Origin of the sequence: Micromonospora sp. NBRC 110037, assembly GCF_001652995.1 — a bacterium.
Lineage (GTDB): Bacteria > Actinomycetota > Actinomycetes > Mycobacteriales > Micromonosporaceae > Micromonospora > Micromonospora chalcea.
Map to the genome: position 1 here is coordinate 1,935,318 of NZ_BBVA01000002.1, position 22,631 is coordinate 1,957,948.

Annotated in this window: 18 protein-coding genes; 11 read left to right on the top strand and 7 right to left on the bottom strand. The window is 73.6% G+C overall.

Going from position 1 to position 22,631, the window contains the following annotated elements; translation table 11 throughout:
- Positions 1-33 precede the first annotated feature (33 nt).
- Positions 34-1,512: a hypothetical protein gene (locus A4R25_RS07905; RefSeq protein WP_064446512.1), complete on the top strand. Its 1,479-nt coding sequence runs from the start codon at positions 34-36 to the stop codon at positions 1,510-1,512.
- A 12-nt stretch (positions 1,513-1,524) separates the two neighbouring features.
- Here A4R25_RS07905 and bla read toward each other — a convergent pair whose 3' ends face one another.
- From bla to A4R25_RS07920, 3 genes are all read right to left on the bottom strand, one after another.
- Complete coding sequence (gene bla, locus A4R25_RS07910; RefSeq protein WP_043324505.1) at positions 1,525-2,451, bottom strand: class A beta-lactamase; 927 nt, start codon at positions 2,449-2,451, stop codon at positions 1,525-1,527.
- A 146-nt stretch (positions 2,452-2,597) separates the two neighbouring features.
- The gene (locus A4R25_RS07915; protein ID WP_064446142.1) at positions 2,598-3,206 is read right to left on the bottom strand and encodes a DUF6518 family protein; all 609 of its coding nucleotides are present in this window, start codon (positions 3,204-3,206) and stop codon (positions 2,598-2,600) included.
- Positions 3,207-3,256: 50 nt separating this feature from the next.
- Positions 3,257-3,547 carry a helix-turn-helix domain-containing protein gene (locus A4R25_RS07920; protein WP_043324508.1) on the bottom strand — a complete coding sequence of 97 codons (291 nt, stop codon included), beginning with the start codon at positions 3,545-3,547 and terminating at the stop codon, positions 3,257-3,259.
- Between the two features lie 66 nt (positions 3,548-3,613).
- On the opposite strand from A4R25_RS07920, the gene map reads away from it, so the two are divergent.
- Complete coding sequence (gene map / locus A4R25_RS07925) at positions 3,614-4,387, top strand: type I methionyl aminopeptidase (protein WP_064446143.1); 774 nt, start codon at positions 3,614-3,616, stop codon at positions 4,385-4,387.
- An 18-nt stretch (positions 4,388-4,405) separates the two neighbouring features.
- On the opposite strand, the gene A4R25_RS07930 is transcribed toward map, so the two are convergent.
- The 4 genes from A4R25_RS07930 to glgX all read right to left on the bottom strand — a co-directional run bounded on the left by A4R25_RS07930 (position 4,406) and on the right by glgX (position 11,391).
- Positions 4,406-5,053: a maleylpyruvate isomerase family mycothiol-dependent enzyme gene (locus A4R25_RS07930; RefSeq protein WP_064446144.1), complete on the bottom strand. Its 648-nt coding sequence runs from the start codon at positions 5,051-5,053 to the stop codon at positions 4,406-4,408.
- Between the two features lie 183 nt (positions 5,054-5,236).
- Positions 5,237-6,970, bottom strand: a complete 1,734-nt coding sequence (treZ, locus tag A4R25_RS07935) for a malto-oligosyltrehalose trehalohydrolase (protein ID WP_043324517.1) — start codon at positions 6,968-6,970, stop codon at positions 5,237-5,239.
- Positions 6,967-9,267, bottom strand: a complete 2,301-nt coding sequence (gene treY / locus A4R25_RS07940; protein WP_064446145.1) for a malto-oligosyltrehalose synthase — start codon at positions 9,265-9,267, stop codon at positions 6,967-6,969. The genes treZ and treY overlap by 4 nt, the downstream gene beginning before the upstream one ends.
- Positions 9,268-9,270: 3 nt before the next feature.
- Positions 9,271-11,391 (bottom strand): glycogen debranching protein GlgX, encoded by a 2,121-nt coding sequence (gene glgX / locus A4R25_RS07945; RefSeq protein ID WP_064446146.1) that lies wholly within the window; start codon positions 11,389-11,391, stop codon positions 9,271-9,273.
- 543 nt (positions 11,392-11,934) lie between these two features.
- Between glgX and A4R25_RS07950 the strand changes: the two genes are divergently transcribed.
- From A4R25_RS07950 to A4R25_RS07990, 9 genes are all read left to right on the top strand, one after another.
- Positions 11,935-12,153, top strand: coding sequence for a hypothetical protein (locus A4R25_RS07950; protein WP_113973761.1), 219 nt, complete (start codon positions 11,935-11,937; stop codon positions 12,151-12,153).
- A gap of 94 nt (positions 12,154-12,247) precedes the next feature.
- Entirely contained in the window at positions 12,248-13,600 is a 1,353-nt protein-coding gene (locus A4R25_RS07955) for a glycosyltransferase family 2 protein (RefSeq protein ID WP_082930928.1), read from the top strand.
- Between the two features lie 17 nt (positions 13,601-13,617).
- Positions 13,618-14,625, top strand: a complete 1,008-nt coding sequence (locus tag A4R25_RS07960; RefSeq protein ID WP_043324526.1) for an ATP-binding cassette domain-containing protein — start codon at positions 13,618-13,620, stop codon at positions 14,623-14,625.
- The gene (locus A4R25_RS07965) at positions 14,622-15,416 is read left to right on the top strand and encodes an ABC-2 family transporter protein (RefSeq protein ID WP_043324528.1); all 795 of its coding nucleotides are present in this window, start codon (positions 14,622-14,624) and stop codon (positions 15,414-15,416) included. Before A4R25_RS07960 ends, A4R25_RS07965 begins: the two co-directional genes overlap by 4 nt.
- A 7-nt stretch (positions 15,417-15,423) precedes the next feature.
- Positions 15,424-16,212, top strand: coding sequence for an ABC transporter permease (locus A4R25_RS07970; RefSeq protein ID WP_223201086.1), 789 nt, complete (start codon positions 15,424-15,426; stop codon positions 16,210-16,212).
- A gap of 1 nt (position 16,213) precedes the next feature.
- Complete coding sequence (locus tag A4R25_RS07975; protein WP_064446148.1) at positions 16,214-17,797, top strand: hypothetical protein; 1,584 nt, start codon at positions 16,214-16,216, stop codon at positions 17,795-17,797.
- Positions 17,790-18,671: a TauD/TfdA family dioxygenase gene (locus A4R25_RS07980; protein WP_064446149.1), complete on the top strand. Its 882-nt coding sequence runs from the start codon at positions 17,790-17,792 to the stop codon at positions 18,669-18,671. The genes A4R25_RS07975 and A4R25_RS07980 overlap by 8 nt, the downstream gene beginning before the upstream one ends.
- The gene (locus tag A4R25_RS31410; RefSeq protein WP_064446150.1) at positions 18,668-20,572 is read left to right on the top strand and encodes a hypothetical protein; all 1,905 of its coding nucleotides are present in this window, start codon (positions 18,668-18,670) and stop codon (positions 20,570-20,572) included. The genes A4R25_RS07980 and A4R25_RS31410 overlap by 4 nt, the downstream gene beginning before the upstream one ends.
- Positions 20,569-22,518, top strand: a complete 1,950-nt coding sequence (locus A4R25_RS07990) for a TOMM precursor leader peptide-binding protein (RefSeq protein ID WP_197494856.1) — start codon at positions 20,569-20,571, stop codon at positions 22,516-22,518. Before A4R25_RS31410 ends, A4R25_RS07990 begins: the two co-directional genes overlap by 4 nt.
- Positions 22,519-22,631: the final 113 nt, after the last annotated feature.

Consider the following 22,631-nt stretch of genomic DNA (forward strand, 5'->3'; position numbering starts at 1 on the left):
TTGGGGAGAACCAACGGTGACAGGGTGGTGACCATGGGCGAGGACGTCGGCGTGCGTACCTTCAGCCGGGAGGACCGGGCCCGCTATCGCGAGAAGGTCCGGCGGTGCCTGGACGTGTTCGCCGAGATGCTGCGCGAGTCCCGGTTCGACGTGGAGCGGCCGATGACCGGCCTGGAGATCGAGCTGAACCTGGTCGACGACGACTTCGACCCGGCCATGCGCAACGCCGACGTGCTGGAGGCGATCGCCGACCCGGCGTTCCAGACCGAGCTGGGCCAGTTCAACGTCGAGATCAACGTCGAGCCGCGCCGGCTGGCCGGCACCGGCACCGCCGCGTTCGAGGAACACGTGCGGGCCAGCCTGAACGCCGCCGAGTCCAAGGCCCGCACGGTCGGCGCGCACATGGTGATGGTCGGCATCCTGCCGACGCTGCGCCCGGAGCACCTGACCGCCGAGACGCTGTCGGCCAATCCCCGGTACGCGCTGCTCAACGAGCAGATCTTCGCCGCCCGGGGCGAGGACCTGCCGATCGCGATCAGCGGGGTGGAGCGGCTGGCCACCACCGCCGACACGATCACCCCGGAGGCGGCCTGCACCAGCACCCAGTTCCACCTCCAGGTCAGCCCGGCGCAGTTCGCCGACTACTGGAACGCGGCCCAGGCGATCGCCGGCATCCAGGTGGCGCTCGGCGCGAACTCGCCGCTGTTCTTCGGCCGGGAGCTGTGGCGCGAGACCCGGGTGCCGCTGTTCCAGGAGGCCACCGACACCCGGGCGGAGGAGATCAAGGCCCAGGGCGTACGCCCGCGGGTGTGGTTCGGGGAACGCTGGATCACCTCCGTGTTCGACCTGTTCGAGGAGAACGTGCGCTACTTCCCGGCGCTGCTGCCGGTCTGCGACCCGGAGGACCCGGCCACCACGCTGCACAGCGGCGGCGTGCCGAAACTGGCCGAGCTGCGGCTGCACAACGGCACCATCTACCGGTGGAACCGGCCGGTCTACGACGTGCTGAAGGGCCGCCCGCACCTGCGGGTGGAGAACCGGGTGCTGCCGGCCGGGCCGACGGTGCTGGACACCGTCGCCAACGGCGCGTTCTACTTCGGCCTGGTCCGGGCGCTCGCCGAGTCCGACCGTCCGCTGTGGTCGCAGATGTCGTTCAGCGCGGCCGAGGAGAACTTCAACGCCTGCGCCCGGCACGGCATCGACGCCCAGGTGTACTGGCCCGGCCTGGGCTACCTGCCGGTGACCGAGCTGGTGCTGCGCCGGCTGCTGCCGATGGCCCACCACGGGCTGGACCGGTGGGGCCTCGACCCCGCCGAGCGGGACCGGCTGCTCGGCATCGTCGAGCAGCGCTGCCTGACCAGCCGCAACGGCGCGACCTGGCAGGTGGAGACGCTGCACCGGCTGGAGTCGGCCGACCACCTGGACCGTCCGGCGGCGCTGCGCGAGGTGGTCCGCCACTACGTCGACCTGATGCACAGCAACCGGCCCGTGCACGAATGGCCCATCCCCTGAGCCGGCCTCCCGTCAGCGCAACGCGGTCACCGTCGCCCGCGCGGCCTGGGCGACCAGGGTGTCGTCGGGCTTAGCGTCGCGGCTGCCGCGACTGGACATGACCGCCAGCACGATCGGCGCGGAGTCCGGCGGCCACACCACGGCGATGTCGTTGCGGGTGCCATACCCGCCGGTGCCGGACTTGTCCGCCACCTGCCACCCGGCCGGCACGCCGGCCCGGACCAGCCCGCTGCCGGTGGTACTGGCCCGCATCCAGCTCAACAGCAGGTCCCGGTCCGCGGGCGGCAGGGCCTCACCCAACGTGTACGCCCGCAGCGAGCCGGCCAGCGCGCGGGGCGTGCTGGTGTCGCGCTCGTCGCCGGGCGTGGCCGCGTTGAGTTCCGGCTCGGTACGGACCGGCCGGGTGACCCGGTCACCGACATCCCGGAGCGCCCGCGCGAAGCCGGCCGGGCCGCCGAGCGCGTCGAACAGCAGGTTGCCGGCGGTGTTGTCGCTGTACCGCACCGCTGCCTCGGCGGCGTCCCGCAGCGTCATCCCGGTCTCCACGTGCCGTTCGGTCACCGGTGAGTGCGCCACCAGGTCGGCGCGCCGGTAGCGGACCACCCGGTCCCGGTCGGCGTCGGACGTGGCGGCCAGCATCGCGCCGGCGGCGAGCGCCTTGCACGTCGAGGCGTACGCGAACCGCTCGTCGGCCCGGTGTGCGAGGGTGCGGCCGGTGCCGGTGTCGACGGCGTAGACGCCGATCCGGGCGCCGAAGCGCCGCTCCAGCGCCGCCAGCTCGGCCGGCGCGGGCACCGGCTCGGCGTTCGGCGTCGCCGACGTGGCGGGTGCGGTCGGGGCGCTGGTGGGCGGCGCGGCTTCGGGCCGGTCCTTTGTGCAGCCGGCCACCAGGGCCGTCGCCGTGAGCATCGCCGCCGTGAGCACCTGCCGTCGGATCATCCGTTTCCTCCCCCGTCATCCGGACCACGCCGTTCTCGGGTCATTGTCGCCGATCCCGGTCGGGCCGGTGGTCCGCCGCCTCGGCCGACGCGGTGGCCCGCATCCTCGGCCGGCGGGGTGGCTCGCAGCCTCGGCGGCGGGGCAGGTCAGCTCCCCGCGACGGCGGCGAACGTGAGCGCGCCCGCCGCGGCCAGCGGCAGCGCCACCGCGGCGGCCAGCAGCCGCACCCGGGCGGACCGGCCGATCAGCACCACGAGCAGCGCGGCCAGCCCGAGGTCGATCGCCACGTTCCACCAGGCTCCGGGGTAGGACCCGGACTTCAGCGCGAACCGCAGCGCCTCCTCCACGAACACGGCCACCGGCAGCGCGGTCCCCACGACGCGCCGCCATCCCTCGGTCCGCGCCCAGATGCCGGCGACGCCGAACACCACGCCCGCCACCACGCCGAACGCCATCCAGACGAACGAGGTGAGCGCCCAGATCACGGCGAGGTCGTCGCCCTGGAGCAGCGTCGCCGCCAGGTAGTAGCTGGGCACCGCGACGATCAGCAGGACGCTGGCGGCCACGGCGGCACGCACCGCGCCCGACCGGATCCAGCAGCCCAGCGCGAACGCGGCCACCGCCCAGGTGGCTGTGGAGTTGCCCAGTTCGGCGAACGGGAACGGCACCCACTTGATCCAGACGAAGTCCAGGAAGCCGAGCAGGAAACCGGCGACGGGAACGACAAGCGCGACGGCGCGACGCGAGGGTGGCATGCGCGGAATCTTACATACTCGGTATGCTCGACCCCGTCGAGAGGGCTGCCCTACGAGGCGAGGCGCCGCTCGGACGGCGCGAGACGCGCCACCTCGTCGGAGTGGTTGATCTCCGACCAGACCGCATCCAGGGAGAGGCCGAGGACGTCGGCGATGGCGGCGATGGTGGGAAACGCCGGGGTGGCCACCCGGCCGGACTCGATCTTGCGGAGCGTCTCCGGGGAGACACCCGCGTCGAGCGCGGTGAGCAGCATGGATCGCTCACCCCGGGCGCGGCGCAGGAGCGCGCCGAGGCGCTGCCCGCGCTCGACCTCGGCGGGAGTGAGGGGCAACCGGACCATGCCGAGATTCTAATACCGGGATAACATGACCGGGATACTTATTGGTCGCGTGAGGAAGGCGCCCGCATGATCGAGATCCTGAGCCCCACCGACGTACGGCGGGCGCGGGACACCGGCGCCCTGGTCGCCCACATCCTGCAGACCCTCCGGAGCAGCACCACCGTCGGCACCAACCTGCTCGACATCGACAGGCAGGCCCAGCGCATGATCGTCGAGGCCGGGGCGCAGTCCTGCTACGTCGACTACGAGCCGTCCTTCGGGCGCGGGCCGTTCGGCCACTACATCTGCACGTCGGTGAACGACGCGGTGCTGCACGGCCTGCCGCACGACTACACGCTCGCCGACGGCGACCTGCTGAGCCTCGACCTGGCCGTCAGCCTCGGCGGAGTGGTGGCCGACTCCGCGATCAGCTTCCTCGTCGGTGACGCCCGGCCCGCGGAGAGCGTCGCGCTCATCGACGCGACCGAGCGGGCGTTGCAGGCCGGGATCGCCGCCGCCGGTCCCGGCGCCCGGATCGGCGACCTCTCGCACGCCATCGGATCGGTCCTCACCGCGGCCGGTTACACGGTCAACACCGAGTTCGGCGGGCACGGCGTCGGGTCGACGATGCACCAGGACCCGCACGTGTCGAACACCGGCCGCCCCGGACGCGGGTACAAACTGCGCCCCGGGCTGCTGCTGGCGCTGGAGCCGTGGGTGATGGCGGACACCGCCACGCTCGTCACCGACGCCGACGGGTGGACGCTGCGCAGCGCGACCGGCTGCCGCACCGCGCACAGCGAGCACACCATCGCCATCACCGACGACGGCGCGGAGATCCTGACGCTGCCGAAGCCGTGACCCGGGCACCCGCCGTGGTCACACGGGCGTGCAGCGCTCCCGCAGCGTGGGGACACCGGGCCCGGTGAGGTCGTCGCAGTACGCGGCCCGCCCGGCCATCGCCATCGTCAGCGCCAGCGTGGTGCCGCTGACCAGCGGGCCGTCGCCGGCGGTGAACGGCCCGTCGGTCGCCTCCACTCGCAGGCCGTCGATCGCGCTGCGCCCGGCCACCGTGAAGTCCCGCCCGGCGTAGAACCGGGCGACCGGCGTCACCGCCTCGACCGGGGGCGTCCGGGCCAGGCCGAGCGGCCGCCGGATGTCCTGGGCGTGCACCACCACCTCACCGAGCCACGCCTCGGTCGGGCCGAACGTCGACGTGGTGCTGCCGATGATCCGCCGGAACCGATCGAGCGTCTCCCCCGGGTCGGCGCCCCGGTGCTCGGCCAGCCGGCGGTCGTTGTGCAGGTCGAAGTCGAGCCGGGCGCCGAGCACGCTGGCGACCCAGCGGGCCCGGCCGACGCTCGCCGCCGCCGACATGTGCGCGAGCGTCTCCTCCACCGTCCACCGGCCGCACAGCGAGGGTCGGGCCCACTGCGCCGCGTCGATTCCGGCGAGGTCGTCGGCCAGGGCGGCGCGCTCGGCGTGCGCGAGCGCCCACAGCTCACGGCGGGTCAGCGTGTCGGACATGAAACCTCCAGGGGCCGGGTCGTCGGAGTTAGGACCCCGCCCCGTCGACGAACTCACCGCTCCCACCCCGCCGATCTTGGAGTTGTGGTGGTTCGCAAACCCGGCATGCGCGACCTTCGAGGCGCCACAACTCCAAGATCGGCGCCGAGGGCCGGAGGCCCGGGAGCGGGGCCGCGGGAGCGGTCAGAGCGCCGCGATCGCGGCCGACTCCGGCGGCAGCTCGATCCCGTCGCGCATCACCGTGACGCCCTCGGACGTGGCGAGCAGCACCCGGCGTACCACCCCGGGCAGGTTGATCCGCTGCGCCCGGCCGGCCAGGTTCGCCACCACGAGCGTGTCGCCGCGCCGCATCACCAGGAACCGGTCGCCGTGGCGGACGTCGACCCGGTCCAGCCGGGGGTCGGACAGGTCGGCCCGGGAGCGGCGCAGCGCGATCAGCCGCCGGTAGAGGTCGTACGTCTCGCGGTGGTCGGGCTTGTCCAGCTCGGCCCAGTCCAGCCGGGACCGCAGGAACGTCTGCGGGTCCTGCGGGTCCGGCACGTCGTCGGTGGCCCAGCCGTGGTCGGCGAACTCGCGTCTGCGGCCGGTGGCGACAGCCGTCGCGAGTTCCGGCTCGGGGTGGCTGGTGAAGAACTGCCACGGCGTGGCGGCAGCCCACTCCTCCCCCATGAACAGCATCGGCGTGAACGGCGCGGTCATCAGCAGCGTCGCGCCGACGCGCAACAGGCCGGGCGACAGCGTGGCGGAGATCCGGTCGCCGGTGGCCCGGTTGCCGATCTGGTCGTGGTTCTGCAGGTACGCCACGAAGCGGTGGCCGGGCGTGCGCTGCCTGTCGACCGGGCGGCCGTGGCTGCGGCCGCGGAAGCTGGACCAGGTGCCGGCGTGGAAGAACCCGCCGGTCAGCACGTCGGTGAGGCACTCCAGGGAGCCGAAGTCGCCGTAGTAGCCCTGCCGTTCGCCGGTGAGCAGCGTGTGCAGCGCGTGGTGGGCGTCGTCGTTCCACTGGGCGTGCAGGCCGTACCCGCCCGCCTCGCGCGGCGTGATCAGGCGCGGGTCGTTGAGGTCGCTCTCGGCGATCAGCGACAGCGGCCGCCCGAGGTGCGTGGACAGCGCCTCCACCTCGGCGGCCACCTCCTCCAGCCAGTGCACGGCCCGGCCGTCCGGCATGGCGTGCACGGCGTCCAGCCGCAGCCCGTCGACGTGGTAGTCGCGCAGCCAGCCCAGCACGCTGTCGGCGATGTAGCGGCGTACCCCGTCGGAGTGCGGGCCGTCCAGGTTGACGGTGCGGCCCCAGGTGTTGCTCTGCTCGGTGAGGTACGGCGCGAACCGCGGCGCGTAGGCCCCGGAGGGCCCGAAATGGTTGTAGACGACGTCGAGGATCACCCCCAGGCCCTTGGCGTGGGCGGCGTCGACGAACCGTTTCAGGCCGTCCGGGCCGCCGTACGGCTCGTGCGGCGCGAACCAGCAGACGCCGTCGTAGCCCCAGTTGTGCTCGCCGTTGAACGCGTTCACCGGCAGCAGCTCGACCATGTCCACGCCGAGGTCGACGAGGTGGTCGAGCCTGGCGATCGCCCCGTCGAACGTGCCTTCCGGGGTGAACGTGCCGATGTGCAGCTCGTACAGCACGCTGCCGGGCAGTTGCCGGCCGGTCCAGGCGGCGTCGGTCCAGGCGAACGCGGCGTGGTCGTAGAGCCGGCTGGGCCCGTGCACCCCGGCCGGCTGCCAGGCCGAGCGGGGGTCGGGCAGCGCCTGGGCGTCGTCGTCGAGCAGGAACGCGTAGTCGGTGCCGGGCCCGGCGCCGGGGACCTCGACCCGCCACCAGCCGTCCGGCGCCTGACGCATCGCGTGGTCGGCGACGCCGGGCAGGCGCAGCCGCACCCGGGCGGCCTCGGGCGCCCACACCGTGAACTCGGTCATGCGGCGGCCTCCACAGAGTCGGTGGGTGCGAGGAGGGCGACGGGGTAGGTGCTCAGCAGATCATGAAGGAGCAGCTCAGAACCACTGTAGACCCGTCCGGTGAACAAGTCGGTGCACTCGTGAACGGGAAGTGACAGCGCCGTGTCCCGCCAGCCGCCGGAGCGGGCCAGCCGCAGCGGCAGCCGGGTCGCCACAGCGACCGCCCCACCCCTGTCGAAGGCCACCGCGTGCGCGGCGGCCGGGCCGCGCGCGGGCACCGGCCGGTAGCCGCCGAACAGGTCCGGGCGGTCGCGGCGCAGACGCAGCGTCCGGGACACCACGAGCAGCTTGGCCGCGCCGTCGGCGGCCACCGCGGGCCGCCAGCCGGCGTCGAGCCGGGCCAGCAGGTCCCGGCGTACGGCGAAGTCGACCGGCCGCCGGTTGTCCGGGTCGACGAGCGAGTTCTCCCACAGCTCGGTGCCCTGGTAGACGTCGGGCACACCGGGCATGGCGAGCTGGACCAGCTTCTGCCCGAGCGCGTTCGACCAGCCGGGCGGCGTGATCTCGGCGGCGAACGCGGTGATCTGGGCGTGCAGCTCCGGGTCGTCGTACATCCGGTCGACCAGGGCGTGCAGCTCGTGCTCGAAGCCCGGGTCCGGGTCGGCCCAGCTGGTGGTGACGGACGCCTCCCGGGCGGCCTTCTCGGCGTACCCGTGCAGTCGTTCCCGTTCGATCGGCCACGCCCCGACGGCGGTCTGCCAGAGCAGGTGGGCCAGCGCGGGGTCGGCCAGCGGCGCGCGCGACATCCAGTCGGTGACCCGTTCGGCCCAGCGGCCGGGCAGCTCGGACAGCACCGCGAGGCGGGCGCGGACGTCCTCGCCGCGCTTGGTGTCGTGGGTGGACAGCGCGGTCATGCTCGCCGGCCAGCGCACGTGCCGGGCGGCGGCGAAGCGGTGCAGCTCGGCCGCTGGCACACCGAAGTGGGCCGGGCTGCCGCCGACCTCGTTGAGCGCGACGAACCGGCTCCACCTGTAGTACGCGGTGTCCTCCACGCCCTTGGCCATCACCGCGCCGGTCAGCTGCGGGAACCGGGCGGCCAGCTCGTGGCCGGGGTCGCGCAGCCGGGCGGTGACCTGGTCGAGCACGCCGGTCAGGTCGGGACGGCGGCGGCCTGCCTCGCTGCGGGCGGCGGCCAGGTGCCGGGCGCCTTCGGGCGGGTATCCGCGGTAGACCGGGAAGCACGCGGCCAGCTCGGCCAGGGCGGCGCGGACCTGCTCGCCGGGCAGCTCCGGCACGAGCGCGGCCAGCCGGGTCAGCTCGGCGGCGAGCAGCCGGGTGGCGGCCTCCAGCTTGGTGGCGCGCGTCAGGTCCGCCCAGGACGTGTGCCGGCCGGTGAGCCGGCCGTCGAGCGCGGTGAAGTCCGCCTCGGCGTCCGGGTCGACGAACAGTCCGGACACGGCGGCCAGCGCGTCGTAGCCGGTGGTGCCGTCGACCGGCCAGTCCGGCAGGTCCTCGCCGTACTCCAGGATCTTCTCCACCACGAGCCAGCTCTGCGGCGCGGCGGCGCGCAACCGGGCCAGGTAGCCCGCCGGGTCGCGCAGCCCGTCCGGGTGGTCGACGCGGATGCCGTCGACCTCCCCGGCGTCGACCCAGCGCAGGATCTCCGCGTGGGTGGCGTCGAACACCTCCGGGTCCTCCACCCGCAGGCCGGCCAGGTCGGACACGGCGAAGAACCGGCGGTACGTCAGCTCGGCGTCGCCGCGCCGCCAGTTCACCAGCTCGTAGTGCTGCCGGTCGTGCACCTGCCGGGGCGTCCCGTCACCGGTGCCGTCGGCGACCGGGAAGCGGTGCTCGTGGTAGCGCAGCTCCCCGTCGACGAGCTTCAGGTCGTCGAGCGCGTCGGCGCTGTCGGCGAGCACCGGCAGCAGCAGCCGCCCCCGGTCCCAGTCGATGTCGAACCAGCGCGCGTACGGCGATTCGCGTCCCCGCCGCAGCACGTCCCACCAGGCCGGGTTGGCCTCGGGCCGGGCGACGCCGGCGTGGTTGGGCACGATGTCCACGACCAGGCCCAGCCGGGCCGCGCGCAGCGCCCGGACCAGCCGGGCCCGGGCGGGCTCGCCCCCGAGCTGCGGGTTGACCGCGCGGTGGTCGACCACGTCGTAGCCGTGCGTGGAGCCGGGCGTGGCGGTGAGCAGGGGCGCGGTGTAGAGGTGGGTGACGCCGAGCGCGGCGAGGTAGCCCGCCAGCTCGGCCGTGGCGTCCAGGTCGAAGCCGGGACGCACCTGGACCCGGTAGGTCGAGCGGGGGGTGTCGGGCATGGGTCAGGCCGTCCTCTCCAGGACCAGCAGCGAGCGGTCCGGTACGCAGACCGTGCCGCCCGCCTCGACCAGTGTCGTCTTCTCCGGGTCGGGTTCCGCGGTGCTGATCACCAACTCCCACCGGCTGCCGAACTCCTCGCCGGGCAGCGTGAAGTCCAGCGGCGCGTCGTGCGCGTTGAACAGCAGCAGGAACGAGTCGTCCCGGTGGCGCTGGCCGTACTGGCCGCGTTCCCCGATGCCGTCGCCGTTGACGAACAGGGCCACCGAGCGGCCGAAGTCGTTGCCCCAGTCCTCGCCGGTCATCTCCCGGCCGTCCGGGGTGTACCAGGCCAGGTCCGGCAGTCCGGAGCCGGCGGCCCGGCCGCCCACCGGCAGGCCGGTGAAGAACCGGCGGCGGCGGAACACCTGGTGCCGGTTGCGGAAGTCGGTGAGCCGGCGGACGAAGTCCAGCAGCTCGTCGTCGGCCCGGTCCCAGTCCACCCAGGCGATCTCACTGTCCTGGCAGTAGGCGTTGTTGTTGCCGCGCTGGGTGCGGCCCAGCTCGTCGCCGTGGCCGAGCATCGGCACGCCCTGGGACAGCATCAGCGTGGCCAGGAAGTTGCGCCGCTGCCGGGCCCGCAGCGCGCGTACGCCCGGGTCGTCGGTCTCGCCCTCGACGCCGCAGTTCCAGGACCGGTTGTGGCTCTCCCCGTCCCGGTTGTCCTCGCCGTTCGCCTCGTTGTGCTTGTCGTTGTAGGAGACCAGGTCGGCCAGCGTGAACCCGTCGTGGCAGGTGACGAAGTTGATGCTGTGGAACGGGCGGCGGCCGTCGTCCTGGTAGAGGTCGGCGGAGCCGGAGATGCGGGAGGCGAACTCGGCGAGCGTGGCCGGCTCGCCGCGCCAGAAGTCGCGTACGGTGTCGCGGTACTTGCCGTTCCACTCGGTCCACTGCGGCGGGAAGTTGCCGACCTGGTAGCCGCCGGGGCCGACGTCCCACGGCTCGGCGATGAGTTTCACCCGGCCGACCACCGGGTCCTGCTGCACCACCTCGAAGAACGTGGACAGGCGGTCCACCTCGTAGAACTCGCGGGCCAGCGTGGCCGCCAGGTCGAACCGGAAGCCGTCGACGTGCATCTCGGTGACCCAGTAGCGCAGCGAATCCATGATCAGCTGAAGTGAGTGCGGGCTGCGGACGTTGAGGCTGTTGCCGGTGCCGGTGTAGTCGACGAAGTAGCGCCGGTCGTCCTCGGAGAGCCGGTAGTAGCTGGGGGTGTCGATGCCCTTGAAGCTCAGCGACGGCCCGAGGTGGTTGCCCTCGGCGGTGTGGTTGTAGACCACGTCGAGGATGACCTCGATGCCGGCGGCGTGCAGCGCCTTGACCATGCCCCGGAACTCCTGCACCTGCTGGCCCAGGCGGCCCAGCGCGGAGTAGCCGTGGTGCGGGGCGAAGAAGCCGATGGTGTTGTAGCCCCAGTAGTTGCGCAGCCCCAGGTCGGCCAGGCGGTGGTCGTGCACGAACTCGTGCACCGGCATCAGCTCCACCGCCGTGACGCCGAGCCGCTTGAAGTGCTCGATCATCACCGGCGAGGCGATCGCCGCGTACGTGCCGCGCAGCTCCTCCGGGATGCCCGGATGGCGCATGGTCAGCCCGCGCACGTGGGCCTCGTAGATCACCGAGTGGTGGTACGGGGTGCGCGGCGGCCGGTCGTTGCCCCAGTCGAAGTACGGGTTCACCACCACCGACTTCGGCATGTACGGCGCCGAGTCCTCGGTGTTCATCCGGTCCGGGTCGCCGCCGACCTCGTAGTCGTACACCGACGGGTGCCACATGATCTCCCCGTCGACCGCCTTCGCGTACGGGTCGAGCAGCAGCTTGTGCGGGTTGCAGCGCAGCCCCTCGGCCGGGTTCCACGGCCCGTGCACCCGGTATCCGTAGCGCTGGCCGGGCTCGACGCCGGGGATGTAGGCGTGCCAGACGTACGCGTCGACCTCGCGCAGCTCCACCCGGCGCTCGGTGCCGATGTCCCACTCGTCGAACAGGCAGAGCTCGATCTTCTCCGCCACCTCGGAGAAGATCGCGAAGTTGGTGCCCATCCCGTCGTAGGTGGCGCCGAGGGGGTAGCTCTCGCCCGGCCAGACCTGCATGTCGCTCCTTCGGCCCATGATCGTGAGCGCAGCGGACAGGGGGCCGCCGATGCGCACGCCGGTGATGCCCAGTCGTACGCCTCGTCAATCCACCCGTTCGGACGGTAACCGAAATCCGCCCTCGTGGGGCCGGATGTCACGTTCGGGCCCGCCTGCGGCGATCGGGGCCACCCGTCCCGGCATTCCATAGCCGGGGTCGGCGAATAAGCAGGTCACTTCACAATAGAGGGTCGCCCGCATTCATTGACACCTTCCCCTACTTTATCTTCTCGTTACATCGGCTTCACGCGATCGGAGAAGGAGGCAATTGATGCGGTGATTCATCGTTCGACCCCACCTGACCTGGGCGTCTCGAATAGTGGATCCCGGAACTACGCCGCGTCACCGCCCGGAATCTTTCCGTTCCCAACCGGCCTTCACCTGCGCGAATTGACGGTTCCGCCTCGCTTTATCTCCCTGTTACATCAGCGCGGTGCGAATCCCGCCAGGACCGGCCTACGCTTCGTTCCACTGTCCACATCGATCCGAAAAGAGGATGAATCGATGGGTGAAAGCAGGAACTTGTCGATCGACCTGTCCGACCTGGACACCACAGCGGTCTCCTGGTCGGGCGCCGGCGACGAGGCGTCGGCAGGGCTGTACGCCATGCCGACGGGCGGCGGGATCACGCTGACCGACCCGTCCGCCATGGGCAAGGGCTCCTGCGGCGGCGCCGCGTGCCAGGGCCGGCCGATCCAGTGGTGCTGCGTCAACTGCCACTGATCATCGCGGAGCCGCCGGCGATCGCCGGCGGCTCCGTCCCATCGTCAGCGCGGCCGGTGGCCCGGCTCGTGGGACAAGCGGAGAGGTACGTCAGATGAGCGTTGAACCCGGTCGAGCCGTCGAGCTGAGCGTGGTGATCCCCACCCACGCGGACGCCCCCTGCCTGGAGCTCACGCTGCGGTCGCTGCGGCGTCAGACGCTGGACCCGGACCGCTTCGAGGTCATCGTCGTCCGCGACGGCGGGGACGGCAGCCAGTACTCCGGCATCGCCGACGCCGGCAAGGGGCTGCGCCTGCACTTCGTCGAACGGCCCGAGCGCGGCGGCCGGGCGGCGGCCCGCAACGAGGCCGCGCGCCGGGCGACCGCGCCGCTGCTGTTGTTCCTCGACGCCGACTCGTACGCCACGCCGGACCTGCTGCGCCGCCACCTCGACCACCACCGCGACCCGTCCGCGCCGGCGGTGCTGATGGGCCGGCGCGACGAGACCGGCATCGAGCACGTGCACGCGGCGCTGGCCGACCAGCCGACCATGCCCGTACCCCGGCTGCGTGGGCGCGGCGGCGGCGACATGCGGTTCGGGACCGAGGAGGGACCGTCCGGCGACGACTGGCTGCTGGCCGGGTGGCTGTTCTGCTTCACCCACAACGCCTCGGTGCGCCGGGACGTGTTCGAGGCGGTCGGCGGCTTCGACGAGGGCTTCGGCCTGCGCTGGGGCCTGGAGGACATGGAGCTGTTCTACCGGGTGCACGCGCACCTCGGCGTACTCAACCGCAACTTCGCCTACGACGACCTGGCCGCCGTCTACCACCTGCCGCACCACCGCAACGTCATCCAGAACTGGAACGACTTCATGGACAACCTGGATCGGGTCGCGCTCAAGTACCCGGTCGTGGAGTGGGAGTTCGCCGGGCCGGTGGACGTGGCCCGCGCGGCCGAGCGGGTGGTGCACTACCGCCGGGCGATGGACGACTGCGTACGCCGCTCCTGGTGCCGGATCGGGCCGGCGGTGCAGCGGCTCGCCGGTCGCCTGCCCGGCGACCGGGTGCTGTGGGTCGGCACCGGCAGCGCCGAGGCCGGGCTGCCCGACGGCGCGCTGACCTACGACTACGGGGCGCCGGCCGGTCCGGCCAACTTCCACCTGGTCGGGATCAGGCCACCGGTCGCCGCGGACAGCCTGGACGCCGTGGTCAGCGTCGACTTCTGGCGGTACCTCTACTGGGAGGACCTGTGCCAGTTCGTCAACGTCGCCGGTGCCCTCGCCGACGAGGTGCACCTGGTCTCCACCGGCGCGGAGCTCTCGGCGCGGTTCGACCCGGACCCGGCGAGCCTGGGCTACCTCGGCCGGGTCATGGGCGCCGCGTTCGAGACCACCCTGACCGAGGTCGACGGCCTCGGCACGGTGCTGCGGCTGCGCCCGCACCACCGTGCCGCCGTCGCGGCCGGCTGACCGGGACGACAACGCCGATGCCAGTGATCGAGGCCAGTGGCCTGACCAAGCGGTTCCGGATCGCCGACAAGCAGCCGGGCCTGCGCGGCTCGCTGCGCCACCTCGTACGGCCACGACACGTCGAGCACGTGGCGGTCGACGGCGTCGACCTGTCGATCTCCTCCGGCGAGGCGGTCGCGTACGTCGGGCCCAACGGCGCCGGGAAGTCGACGACGGTCAAGCTGCTCACCGGCATCCTGCACCCCACCGCCGGGCGGGTACGCGTCTGCGGCCTCGACCCGCACCGCGACCGGCACGCCAACGCCCGCAACATCGGCGTGCTGTTCGGCCAGCGCAGCCAGCTCTGGTGGGACCTGCAGGTCCGCGACTCCCTCGCGCTGCTGCGCGACATCCACCGCATCCCCCGGGCCCGGTACGCGGCACGCCTGGAGGAGTTCGACGCGCTGCTCGGGCTCGGCCGGCTGCTGCCGGTGGTCGCCCGGCAGCTCTCGCTCGGCCAGCGGATGCGCGCCGACCTGGCCGCCGCGCTGCTGCACGCACCGCCCGTGGTGTTCCTCGACGAGCCGACCATCGGGCTGGACATCGTCGCCCGGCAGGCCGTCCGGGACTTCCTGCGGGCCCAGCGCGCGAGCGGGACCACGGTGCTGATGACCACGCACGACATCGGTGACATCGAGCAGGTCTGCCGCCGGCTCGTGATCATCGACGGGGGCCGGATCATCTTCGACGGCTCGATCGACGCCGTCCGCCGGCTGGTCGCCGACCAGCGGACCGTGCACCTGACGCTCGGCGCCGACTGGCACGGCGACCTCGACGCCGACCTGCCGGGCGTCCGGCTGGTCCACGACGGGTCGGCACGGCAGATCGCCGTCACGTTCGACCACGGCGCGTACGGCGCGGGCGAGATCGTCTCGGTGGTCGCCCGCCGGGCGCCGGTGGTGGACATCCGGATCGACGAGCCGTCCATCGAGGACGTGGTGCGCCGGGCGTACGCCGGCGAGCTGAGCCCGTCGGTGCCGGCATGAGGGCGTACCTGACGCTGGCGCGGATGTCCTGGTCGACGCTGCTGATCTACCGGGGCGAGTTCCTCCTCCAGCTCACCGGGGTCGTGGTGCAGACAGTGGCGCTGTTCGCGGTCTGGCAGGCCGTCTTCGCCGGCGCGGCCGGCGGCGAGGTGGGCGGATTGTCCTGGGAGCAGATGAAGGGCTACCTGGTCGTGGCGTTCCTGACCGGGGGGCTGCTGTCGAGCTTCACCGACGCGCAGATCGCCGGCCCGGTGCTGCACGGCACCGTGGCGCTCGACCTGGTCCGGCCGATCGACTACCAGCTCTCGCGTTTCGCGCTGTCACTCGGATACGTCGTCGGTGAAGTGCTGACGGTGGCGGTGATGGCGGCGACGCTGGTGTCGGCGTTCGGCGGCGCCGCGCTGCCCGCCGCCGGGCAGGCCGGGCTGTTCCTGCTCAGCCTGCTGGCGGTGGTGCCGCTGAAGTTCGGCCTGGTCTACCTCGTCGGGCTGCTGTGCTTTTGGACCGGCAACTTCCACGGGCTGAGCCTGTCCCGGGTGGCGGTCACCAACATCCTCTCCGGGGCGCTGGTGCCGATCGCGTTGTTCCCCGGCTGGCTCCAGGTCGTCTGCCAGCTCTCCCCGTTCCCCGGCATCGTCTCCACCCCGGCGCTGATCTACCTGGGGCAGGCACGTGGCGCCGAGGCGGTGACGCTGATCGGCGTACAACTGCTCTGGGTTCTGGTGTTGTGGGGCGCGGCCCGGCTGCTGTGGTCCGCGGGCGTGCGGCGGCTGACCGCGCACGGCGGGTGACCGGCCGATGATGCACGAGGCACGGATCTACCGCCGGCTGCTCGGCGCGCATCTGCGGGCGGTGCTCGAGTACCGCGCCGACGCGCTCCTGACCATCGGGGCGACGGTGCTCGGTCAGCTCGCCGGGCTGGTCTTCGTGGTGATGGTGTTCCGGCAGGTGACCGCGCTCGGCGGGTGGACCCGCTGGGAGGTGCTGTACGTCTGCGCCATGGTGATGCTCGCCGAGGGCGTCGGCTCCCTGCTGTTCGAGGGGACCTGGCATCTCGGCGGCCTGGTCAACCTCGGCCTGCTGGACTACCTGCTGGTCCGGCCCTACCCGGTGGTGCTCCAGGTCACCGGCAACGCGGTCGGGTTCAACGGCCTCGGCAACGTCGGTTTCGGCGCGGCGCTGCTCGGCGCCGCGGCCGTCCACCTCGACCTGGCCTGGACGCCGCTGACGGTGCTCTGGGCGGTGGTGCTGCTCGCCAGCGGAGTCCTGGTCAAGCTGGCGGTCAACCTGGCCACCAACGCTGTCGTCTTCTGGCTGCTGAGCCCGTCCAGCTCGCTCGCGGCGAGCGTGCACACCCTGGGCGACCTGGCCCGCTATCCGCTGACCCTGTACGGCACCGGCCTGCGCTCGCTGCTGACGCTCGTACCCGTCGCGTTCGTCGGCTACTTCCCGACGGCCGCGCTGCTGGACAAGGGCGCCTCGACCACGGCGGGCGCGCTCACCCCGGTCGTCGCGGCGGCCTGCGCGGCCGGGGCGTGGGCGGTCTTCCGGGCCGGGTTGCGCCGGTACGAGAGCGCGGGCAGCTGAGATGGCAGCCACGCGGGCCGGCGTCGCCGGCCGGTACCTGGCGGCGGTGCGGGACGACACCGGGCAGCCGACGGCGTACCTGCCGCCGTGCGGCAAGCGGTACCCGGGCGCGACCCGCCGGCCGCTGCGGTGGCCCGGCCCGGGGTCCGTGCCGCTCGGCGACGGCTGCCTCGACCGGCTCAGCGCGATGCTGCTCGGGTACGCGCCACGCCGGGCGGAGACGATCACGCTGGCCGGACTGTCCGCGTTGACCGGCGCCCCGTCGGACACGCCCACGCCGTCGCGGCTGCTGCCCGGCTGGCACACGCTGCGCCGGTCGGTGCCCTCCGGCGGGGCGTTCCACCCCAACGAGATCTACCTCGCCTGGGCCGGCTCCCCCGACCTCGCGGCCGGCGTCTACCACTACGACCCGCCGCACCACTGCCTGGAACTGCTGCGCCCGGGCAGCCCGGCCGCCCGGCTCGACCGGCTCCTCGGGGTCGCGGCGGCGCCCCGGCACGCGCTGCTGCTGACCCACCGGCCGTGGAAGAACACCAGCAAGTACGGGGCGTTCGGCTACCGGCTGGGCATCGTCGACTCCGGTGTCCTGCTGGCCCAGCTGCTCACGTCGCCGGTGGACGCGACACCGCGCCTGGACCTCGATCCGGCGCTCGCCGGTGAGCTGCTCGGACTCGACGCCGAACTGGAGGCCCTCTACGCGGCGATCGAGTTCCCCGCGCACGCGGACGTCCCCGGGACACCGCTTGCGTCCGGCGGGCCGCCCCCGGCGACCGGGCTGGACCACGACCGGCTCGGCCACGAGGCCGCCCACCCGAGCGCGGTGGCGCTGCACCGGGCAAGGTACGACCGGCACGCCGACGCCGAGCCACCCTCGGCCGGCCGTCTTCCGGCCGACGGCGTCCCGGCCCAGCGCCTCCCGGCGGACCGCCTTCCGGTGGGTCCGGCGGCGGGCCGGGCGCTGGACCTGCCGCCGGCCCGGCCGCTCGACCTGGTCGCGGCAGCCGCCCGCCGCGCCTCCGCCGCGAACCTCGGCCCGGGGCTGACCGCCGGGCAGGTCGCCGACATCCTGGCCTGCGCCGCCGGCCGGGCCGGTTCGCCGGCCCTGGCGGCGCTGGCCCGGCAGCCGCTGTACCCGGAGCTCTGGTGCCTCGCCCGGACCGTCGACGGCATCCCGGCGGACGCGTACCGCTACCAGCCGCACCACCACCGGCTGGTGCCGACCGGGCCGCCGGGAGCGGCCGACGACGCGGCGGCGTACCCGCACCGGGTCGACCGCCGGATGGTCACCCGCGGCGCGACCCTCTACCTGGTGCACGCCGGGAGCCGGCCCGTCGACCAGCTCTCCCCGGCCTCGTTCCACCGGCTGCACCTGCTCGCCGGTGTGGCCCTTCACCTGGCCGGGCTCGCCGCCACCGCGACCGGCGCGGCGAGCCGGGCGCTGGGCGGCCTCACCGCCGACGCCGTCGCCGCCCGGCTCGGCCTGCCGGACGGGGCGTCCCCGCTGACACAACTGCTGGTCGGCACGCCCGCGCCGCGTCCCGGGGCGCTGGCGGCCCATCTCACCGAAGGGAACCCTCATGGCTGAACAGGACGTTCCGGCGCTCGTCGGCACCCCCACGCCGGACGCGGTGCTCGCGGCGGTCGCCGAGCACGGCGCGGTGCTGCTGCGCGGCGGGTGGCGGCACGAGGACTACGTCGCGCTCGGCGACGCGCTGATGACCGCGTCGCCGTACCAGGGCGGGTTCCACGACGAGCGGGACGTGATCGGCGGTGACCCGACGACGACCACAGTCACCCGGGGAACGCAGGGCATGCCGCTGCACCGGGAGGCGTCGTACGCGCCCGGCGCCCCGGACCTGCTGATGTTCCGGTGCGAGCGGCCCGCCGCCGACGGCGGGGCCACGACGCTGTGCGACGGTCTCGCGCTGCTGGCCGCCCTGCCCGCCACGGTCCGCGCCGCCTGCGAGGAACTGACGCTGCGCTGGGAGAGCGAGCTGCCCACACCGGTGTGGCAGCGGATGTGCGGCACGACCGACCCGGAGGCGGCGGAGCGGATGCTGCGGCAGTGGGAGCCGTACCTGCGGCCGTGGGAGTCGATCCACATCGACGTGGACGAGGACGCGATGACTGTCGGCTTCGGCACCCGGTGCACGCCACCGACCCTCTTCGAAGGTGTGCCGGCGTTCTGCAACTCGCTGTTCATCAGCCGCCCGCAGCCCGGCGAGTACCACGACCGGCGGCTGCGGGTGCGCTCCGGTACCGGCGCGCCGGTGCCCGAGGACCTCGTGGCCACCGCCGCGGACGTCGCCGCGCGGCTGACGGTGGCGGTGCCGTGGCGGTCCGGTGACGTGCTGGTCGTGGACAACTCCCGGTACCTGCACGGCCGGCAGGCGTTCACCGACGCCGGACGCGCGGTCGCGGTGCGGATGGGACACCTGCGGAAGGAGACGGCCGCGTGAGGGTCAAGCTCCGCGACGACCTGATGTACGTGCCGGTCGACGACGGCGTGTACCTGGAGACGGGACTCGCCGGCACGCACCTGGCGGGCGCGTCGGCGTACGGCCTCGTGCAGCGGCTCGCCCCGCATCTGGACGGCACCCGCACGGTGGAGGCGCTGACCGCGGGTCTGCCCCCGGCGCAGCGGCAGCTCGTCACCGACCTGGTCCGGATGCTGGTGCGGCGGGGCATCGCCCGCGACCTCGACAGCGAGCCGCCACACACGTTGCGGGACTGGGAACTCGACACCTACCGGGACTCGATCGCGTTCGCCGAGCACGTCACCGACGCGCCGCTGAGCCGCTTCGAGGCGTTCCGCGACGGGCGGGTGCTGCTCGTCGGCGCCGGCGCCGGCATGCTCGCGCTCGTCCAGACGCTGTTCGAACTCGGGCTGCGTACGGCCTCGCTGGTCGAGACCACCGAGACCGGCACCGAACGCGACGGCTTCCGGCGGATCGTGCAGCGGCGTCGAGCCGAGGATCCGACGACCGGGCTGACGCTGCTGGACGCGGCCGCCGCCCTCGACACCGACGAGGGGCTCGCCGGCCTGCTGACGGGGTACGACGCGGTGCTGCACTGCGCCGCGCGTCCGATGGCCGGGCGGGCGACGCGGCTGAACCGGGCGGCCCGGGCGATCGGGGTGCCGGTCCTGCACGCGGTGCCCGGCGGCGCGGAGGCGTGGATCGGCCCGACCGGCGGCGGCGTCACCGGCGGCTGCTGGGAGTGCGGCCTGCTCAGCCGGCAGGGCGCCGGGCTCCCCCCGGGTGACGCCGACGAGCCCGACACGACGTCCGAGTGGCTGTCGGCGCCGGTCTGCGGCCTGATCGGCGCGGCGCTCGGGTTCGCGTACCTGCGCCACCGCGTGGGAGCGGAGACCACCGCCACGAACCGGATGACCCGCGTGGACCTGGAAACCGCTGTGACCAGCGAGCATCTGCTCGACGTGCACCCCCGCTGCCGCTCCTGCCGGCCCCCGGCCCCGTACGCCGATCTCGCCGCGCACGTCGACGCGATGGCCGCCCGCACGCCGGTGGGCGTCGAGGAGTTCGTCGCCCGGATGCCGTTCCTGGTCGACGCGCGGCTGGGCCCGCTGCTGGCCATCGACACCGGCGCCCACTCGCAGATCTCGGTCAGCTGCGTCGAGGCGACGGTCGTGGACCTGGCCGGCGGCGCACCGCGGCTGCTCACCGCCGTCGGCGCAAGCCGGGAGCAGGCGCTGCTGCGCGCCGCCACGGCGGCACTGGAGACGCTCGCGGCGCGGGCCTGCGCCGGCGACACCGCCACGGTGTGGTGGGACACCGCGCGTGGCGCTGTCGTCGACGCACAGCCGGACGGCGTGGTGATCGCCGGCGGTCACACCTGGGCGGAGGCGCGCGGCCGGGCGATCCTGAAACTGCGACGCGCGGCCGCGACCCCACCCGAGGTCGCCGACGGTGGGCCGCCCGGTGGCTGGCTCGACCGGGCGCGGTGGCCGGAGCCGACCCGCGTCATGGCACACGAGCTGGCCCTCCTCGGCCACGAGCCGCGGGCGTGGCACGACGGATCGAGCACCCCGACCGTGTTCGTCGCCGTCGGCGGCGGATGGGTCGCCCGCAGCTGCGCCACCGACACGGACACCGCCCTGGCGAACGCGATGCAGGCGGCGGTCGCCGTCCTGACCGGACGCCGCCCGGACGGCGCCGAGATCGGGCCGGACGTGGGCGGCCACGACTGGGATACGGCGCTGCCGCCGCTGCTGCGCGAGCTGGCACGGGACGGACGGTCGCTGCTGGTGCGGCCCGCCGACTCGCTGCCCGGGGCGCAGCGGGTGATGCCGTTCATGATCAGGGCGGCGTGGTCGCCACGAGCGGGGAGCAGCGCATGACCGACGTCACGACCACACCGGCCGTCCCCGCCCCGTCCGACGTGGCGCCGCGTCCCGGCCTGCGGATCCTCGGCGTCGGCGCCCTGCGCCGGGCGGTGGAACAGGCGCTGGGCGCCGCCCCGGTCACCGACGTCGACGTCTTCGTCGTCGACGGGCCACCGGAGGACGTCGACGTGGCCGCCCGGGCTGCCGCCGACGCCGGCCGGTCCTTCCTGCCGGTGTACACCACGCCGCGCGGCGTACGGATCGGACCGTTCGTCACACCCGGCCGGCCGGGCTGCCACCACTGCCTCCAGGTGCGGCAACGCCGGGCGCGGACCACCGGGACACCGCACCGGTCCGCGCTGTGGCAGGGGCTCTACGACGGCACCGTGCAGCCCGCCCGGCCCGTCCTCGGCCCGCCGGTACGCGCCGCGGTCGCCGCGCTCGTGGCCGACGAGCTGAGCCGGGTCGCGCAGGGCGGCGACGGCCGGTGCGCGGAAGCGGTGCTGGAGGTCGCCACGGCCTCGATGGCCGTCAAGCGGCACCGGTTCGTCCCCGAACCCGGCTGCCCGGTGTGCGGCCCGTTGCCGGACGACGGCCCGGGCGCCGGCACCTTCACGCTGACGTCCCGGCCGAAGCGGGCACCGGACGACTACCGGGCCCGCAGCCTTCCCGACGAGCACCTAGCCCTGCTGGCGGCGCTGCACGACGAGGAGACCGGGCTGCTGTCGTCGATCACCGTCCACCACAACCATCCGATGGTCCTCGCCGGCGCGATCGGTGGCCCGTTGTGCTGTGGTGAACTGGCCGGCTACGGCCGGACCTTCACCTACCCGGCGAGCGTGGCCGTCGCCGTCGCCGAGGCGCTGGAACGGCTCGGCGGCAACGTGCCACGCGCCCGCCGTACCGTCACCCGCGCCTCGTTCCGCGAGCTCGGACCGCGGCGGGCCGTCGAGCCGACGGAGTTCGGGCTGCCGCCCGCGCCGCCCGACGACCACGCGGTCGCATACGACCCGGACCGGCCCGTGGAATGGGTGTACGCCTACTCGTTCCGGCGCGGCGGCCCGGTGCTGGTGCCGGAGACCTTCGCCTACTACGGCTCGCACGGCACGGGTTTCGGTCCGGAGTGCTCAAACGGCTGCGCGCTGGGCGCGAACCTCGAAGAGGCGATCCTGCACGGCATCTTCGAAGTCGCCGAACGGGACGCCTTCCTGTCCACCTGGTACGCCCGGCTACCGGTGCCGCGCGTGGACCCGATGACCTCCGCCGACCCGATGACCCGCGTGCTCGTCGACTGGATCCAGCGCACCACCGGCAGCCGCCTGGACGTCTTCGACATCACCATGCCCGAAGGCGTCCCGGCGGTCTGGCTGATGCTCGTCGACGAGGAGGTGCGGCCGGGACGTCCCCGGGCGTTCTGCGGCGCCGGGGCGCACCTGGACCCGGAGCGCGCCCTGTGGTCCGCGCTGGTGGAGCTCGCCAGCGTCGCCGAGGCCACCCGGGAGATGGTCGCCGAGGACACCACCGCCCCCGGCCTGGTCGCCGACTCCGACCTGGTCCGGACCATGGAGGACCACCTGCTGGCGGCGGCCGACCCGGACGCCTGGCCGCGCTTCGCGTTCCTGTACGAGCGCGACGAGATCCGGTCCATGGCGGAGGCGTTCCCACCGGCGGCGCGCTACCGCCCGGCCGCGGACCTGCTCGACGACCTGCGGCACGTGACCGGCCGCTACCTCGACGAGGGCCTGGACGTGGTGGTCGTCGACCAGACCGCCCGCGAGCAGGAGGCCGTCGGCCTCACCAGCGTGAAGGTGCTGATCCCGGGGCTGCTGCCGATGACGTTCGGTCACCGCAACCGGCGCGTCGACCTGCCCCGGCTGCGCGAGCTGCCGGTCCGGCTCGGACACCGGGCCGAACCGCTCGCCCCGGAGGAGATCAACCCGTATCCGCACCCGTTCCCGTGACCGTCCCATGTGCGCGGAGGCGTCGGAGAGTGATGAGGATCGCTCACCGCGCGCGAGAGGATCCGGCACAGTAGGTTGGCAGGGTGACTGGACGGTTCCGGTTGCCGATCGAC

Excerpts from the sequence above, each read along its gene's own strand:
- glgX (WP_064446146.1), bottom strand. The coding sequence starts at position 11,391 with ATGCAGGTCTGGCCGGGCGAGAGCTACCCCCTCGGCGCCACCTACGAC.
- A4R25_RS07950 (WP_113973761.1), top strand. The coding sequence starts at position 11,935 with ATGGGTGAAAGCAGGAACTTGTCGATCGACCTGTCCGACCTGGACACC.
- A4R25_RS07965 (WP_043324528.1), top strand. The coding sequence starts at position 14,622 with ATGAGGGCGTACCTGACGCTGGCGCGGATGTCCTGGTCGACGCTGCTG.
- A4R25_RS07930 (WP_064446144.1), bottom strand. The coding sequence starts at position 5,053 with ATGTCCGACACGCTGACCCGCCGTGAGCTGTGGGCGCTCGCGCACGCC.
- bla (WP_043324505.1), bottom strand. The coding sequence starts at position 2,451 with ATGATCCGACGGCAGGTGCTCACGGCGGCGATGCTCACGGCGACGGCC.
- A4R25_RS07975 (WP_064446148.1), top strand. The coding sequence starts at position 16,214 with ATGGCAGCCACGCGGGCCGGCGTCGCCGGCCGGTACCTGGCGGCGGTG.
- A4R25_RS07915 (WP_064446142.1), bottom strand. The coding sequence starts at position 3,206 with ATGCCACCCTCGCGTCGCGCCGTCGCGCTTGTCGTTCCCGTCGCCGGT.
- A4R25_RS07990 (WP_197494856.1), top strand. The coding sequence starts at position 20,569 with ATGACCGACGTCACGACCACACCGGCCGTCCCCGCCCCGTCCGACGTG.
- A4R25_RS07905 (WP_064446512.1), top strand. The coding sequence starts at position 34 with ATGGGCGAGGACGTCGGCGTGCGTACCTTCAGCCGGGAGGACCGGGCC.
- A4R25_RS07980 (WP_064446149.1), top strand. The coding sequence starts at position 17,790 with ATGGCTGAACAGGACGTTCCGGCGCTCGTCGGCACCCCCACGCCGGAC.
- A4R25_RS07970 (WP_223201086.1), top strand. The coding sequence starts at position 15,424 with ATGATGCACGAGGCACGGATCTACCGCCGGCTGCTCGGCGCGCATCTG.
- map (WP_064446143.1), top strand. The coding sequence starts at position 3,614 with ATGATCGAGATCCTGAGCCCCACCGACGTACGGCGGGCGCGGGACACC.
- A4R25_RS07960 (WP_043324526.1), top strand. The coding sequence starts at position 13,618 with ATGCCAGTGATCGAGGCCAGTGGCCTGACCAAGCGGTTCCGGATCGCC.
- A4R25_RS07920 (WP_043324508.1), bottom strand. The coding sequence starts at position 3,547 with ATGGTCCGGTTGCCCCTCACTCCCGCCGAGGTCGAGCGCGGGCAGCGC.
- treY (WP_064446145.1), bottom strand. The coding sequence starts at position 9,267 with ATGCCCGACACCCCCCGCTCGACCTACCGGGTCCAGGTGCGTCCCGGC.
- treZ (WP_043324517.1), bottom strand. The coding sequence starts at position 6,970 with ATGACCGAGTTCACGGTGTGGGCGCCCGAGGCCGCCCGGGTGCGGCTG.
- A4R25_RS07955 (WP_082930928.1), top strand. The coding sequence starts at position 12,248 with ATGAGCGTTGAACCCGGTCGAGCCGTCGAGCTGAGCGTGGTGATCCCC.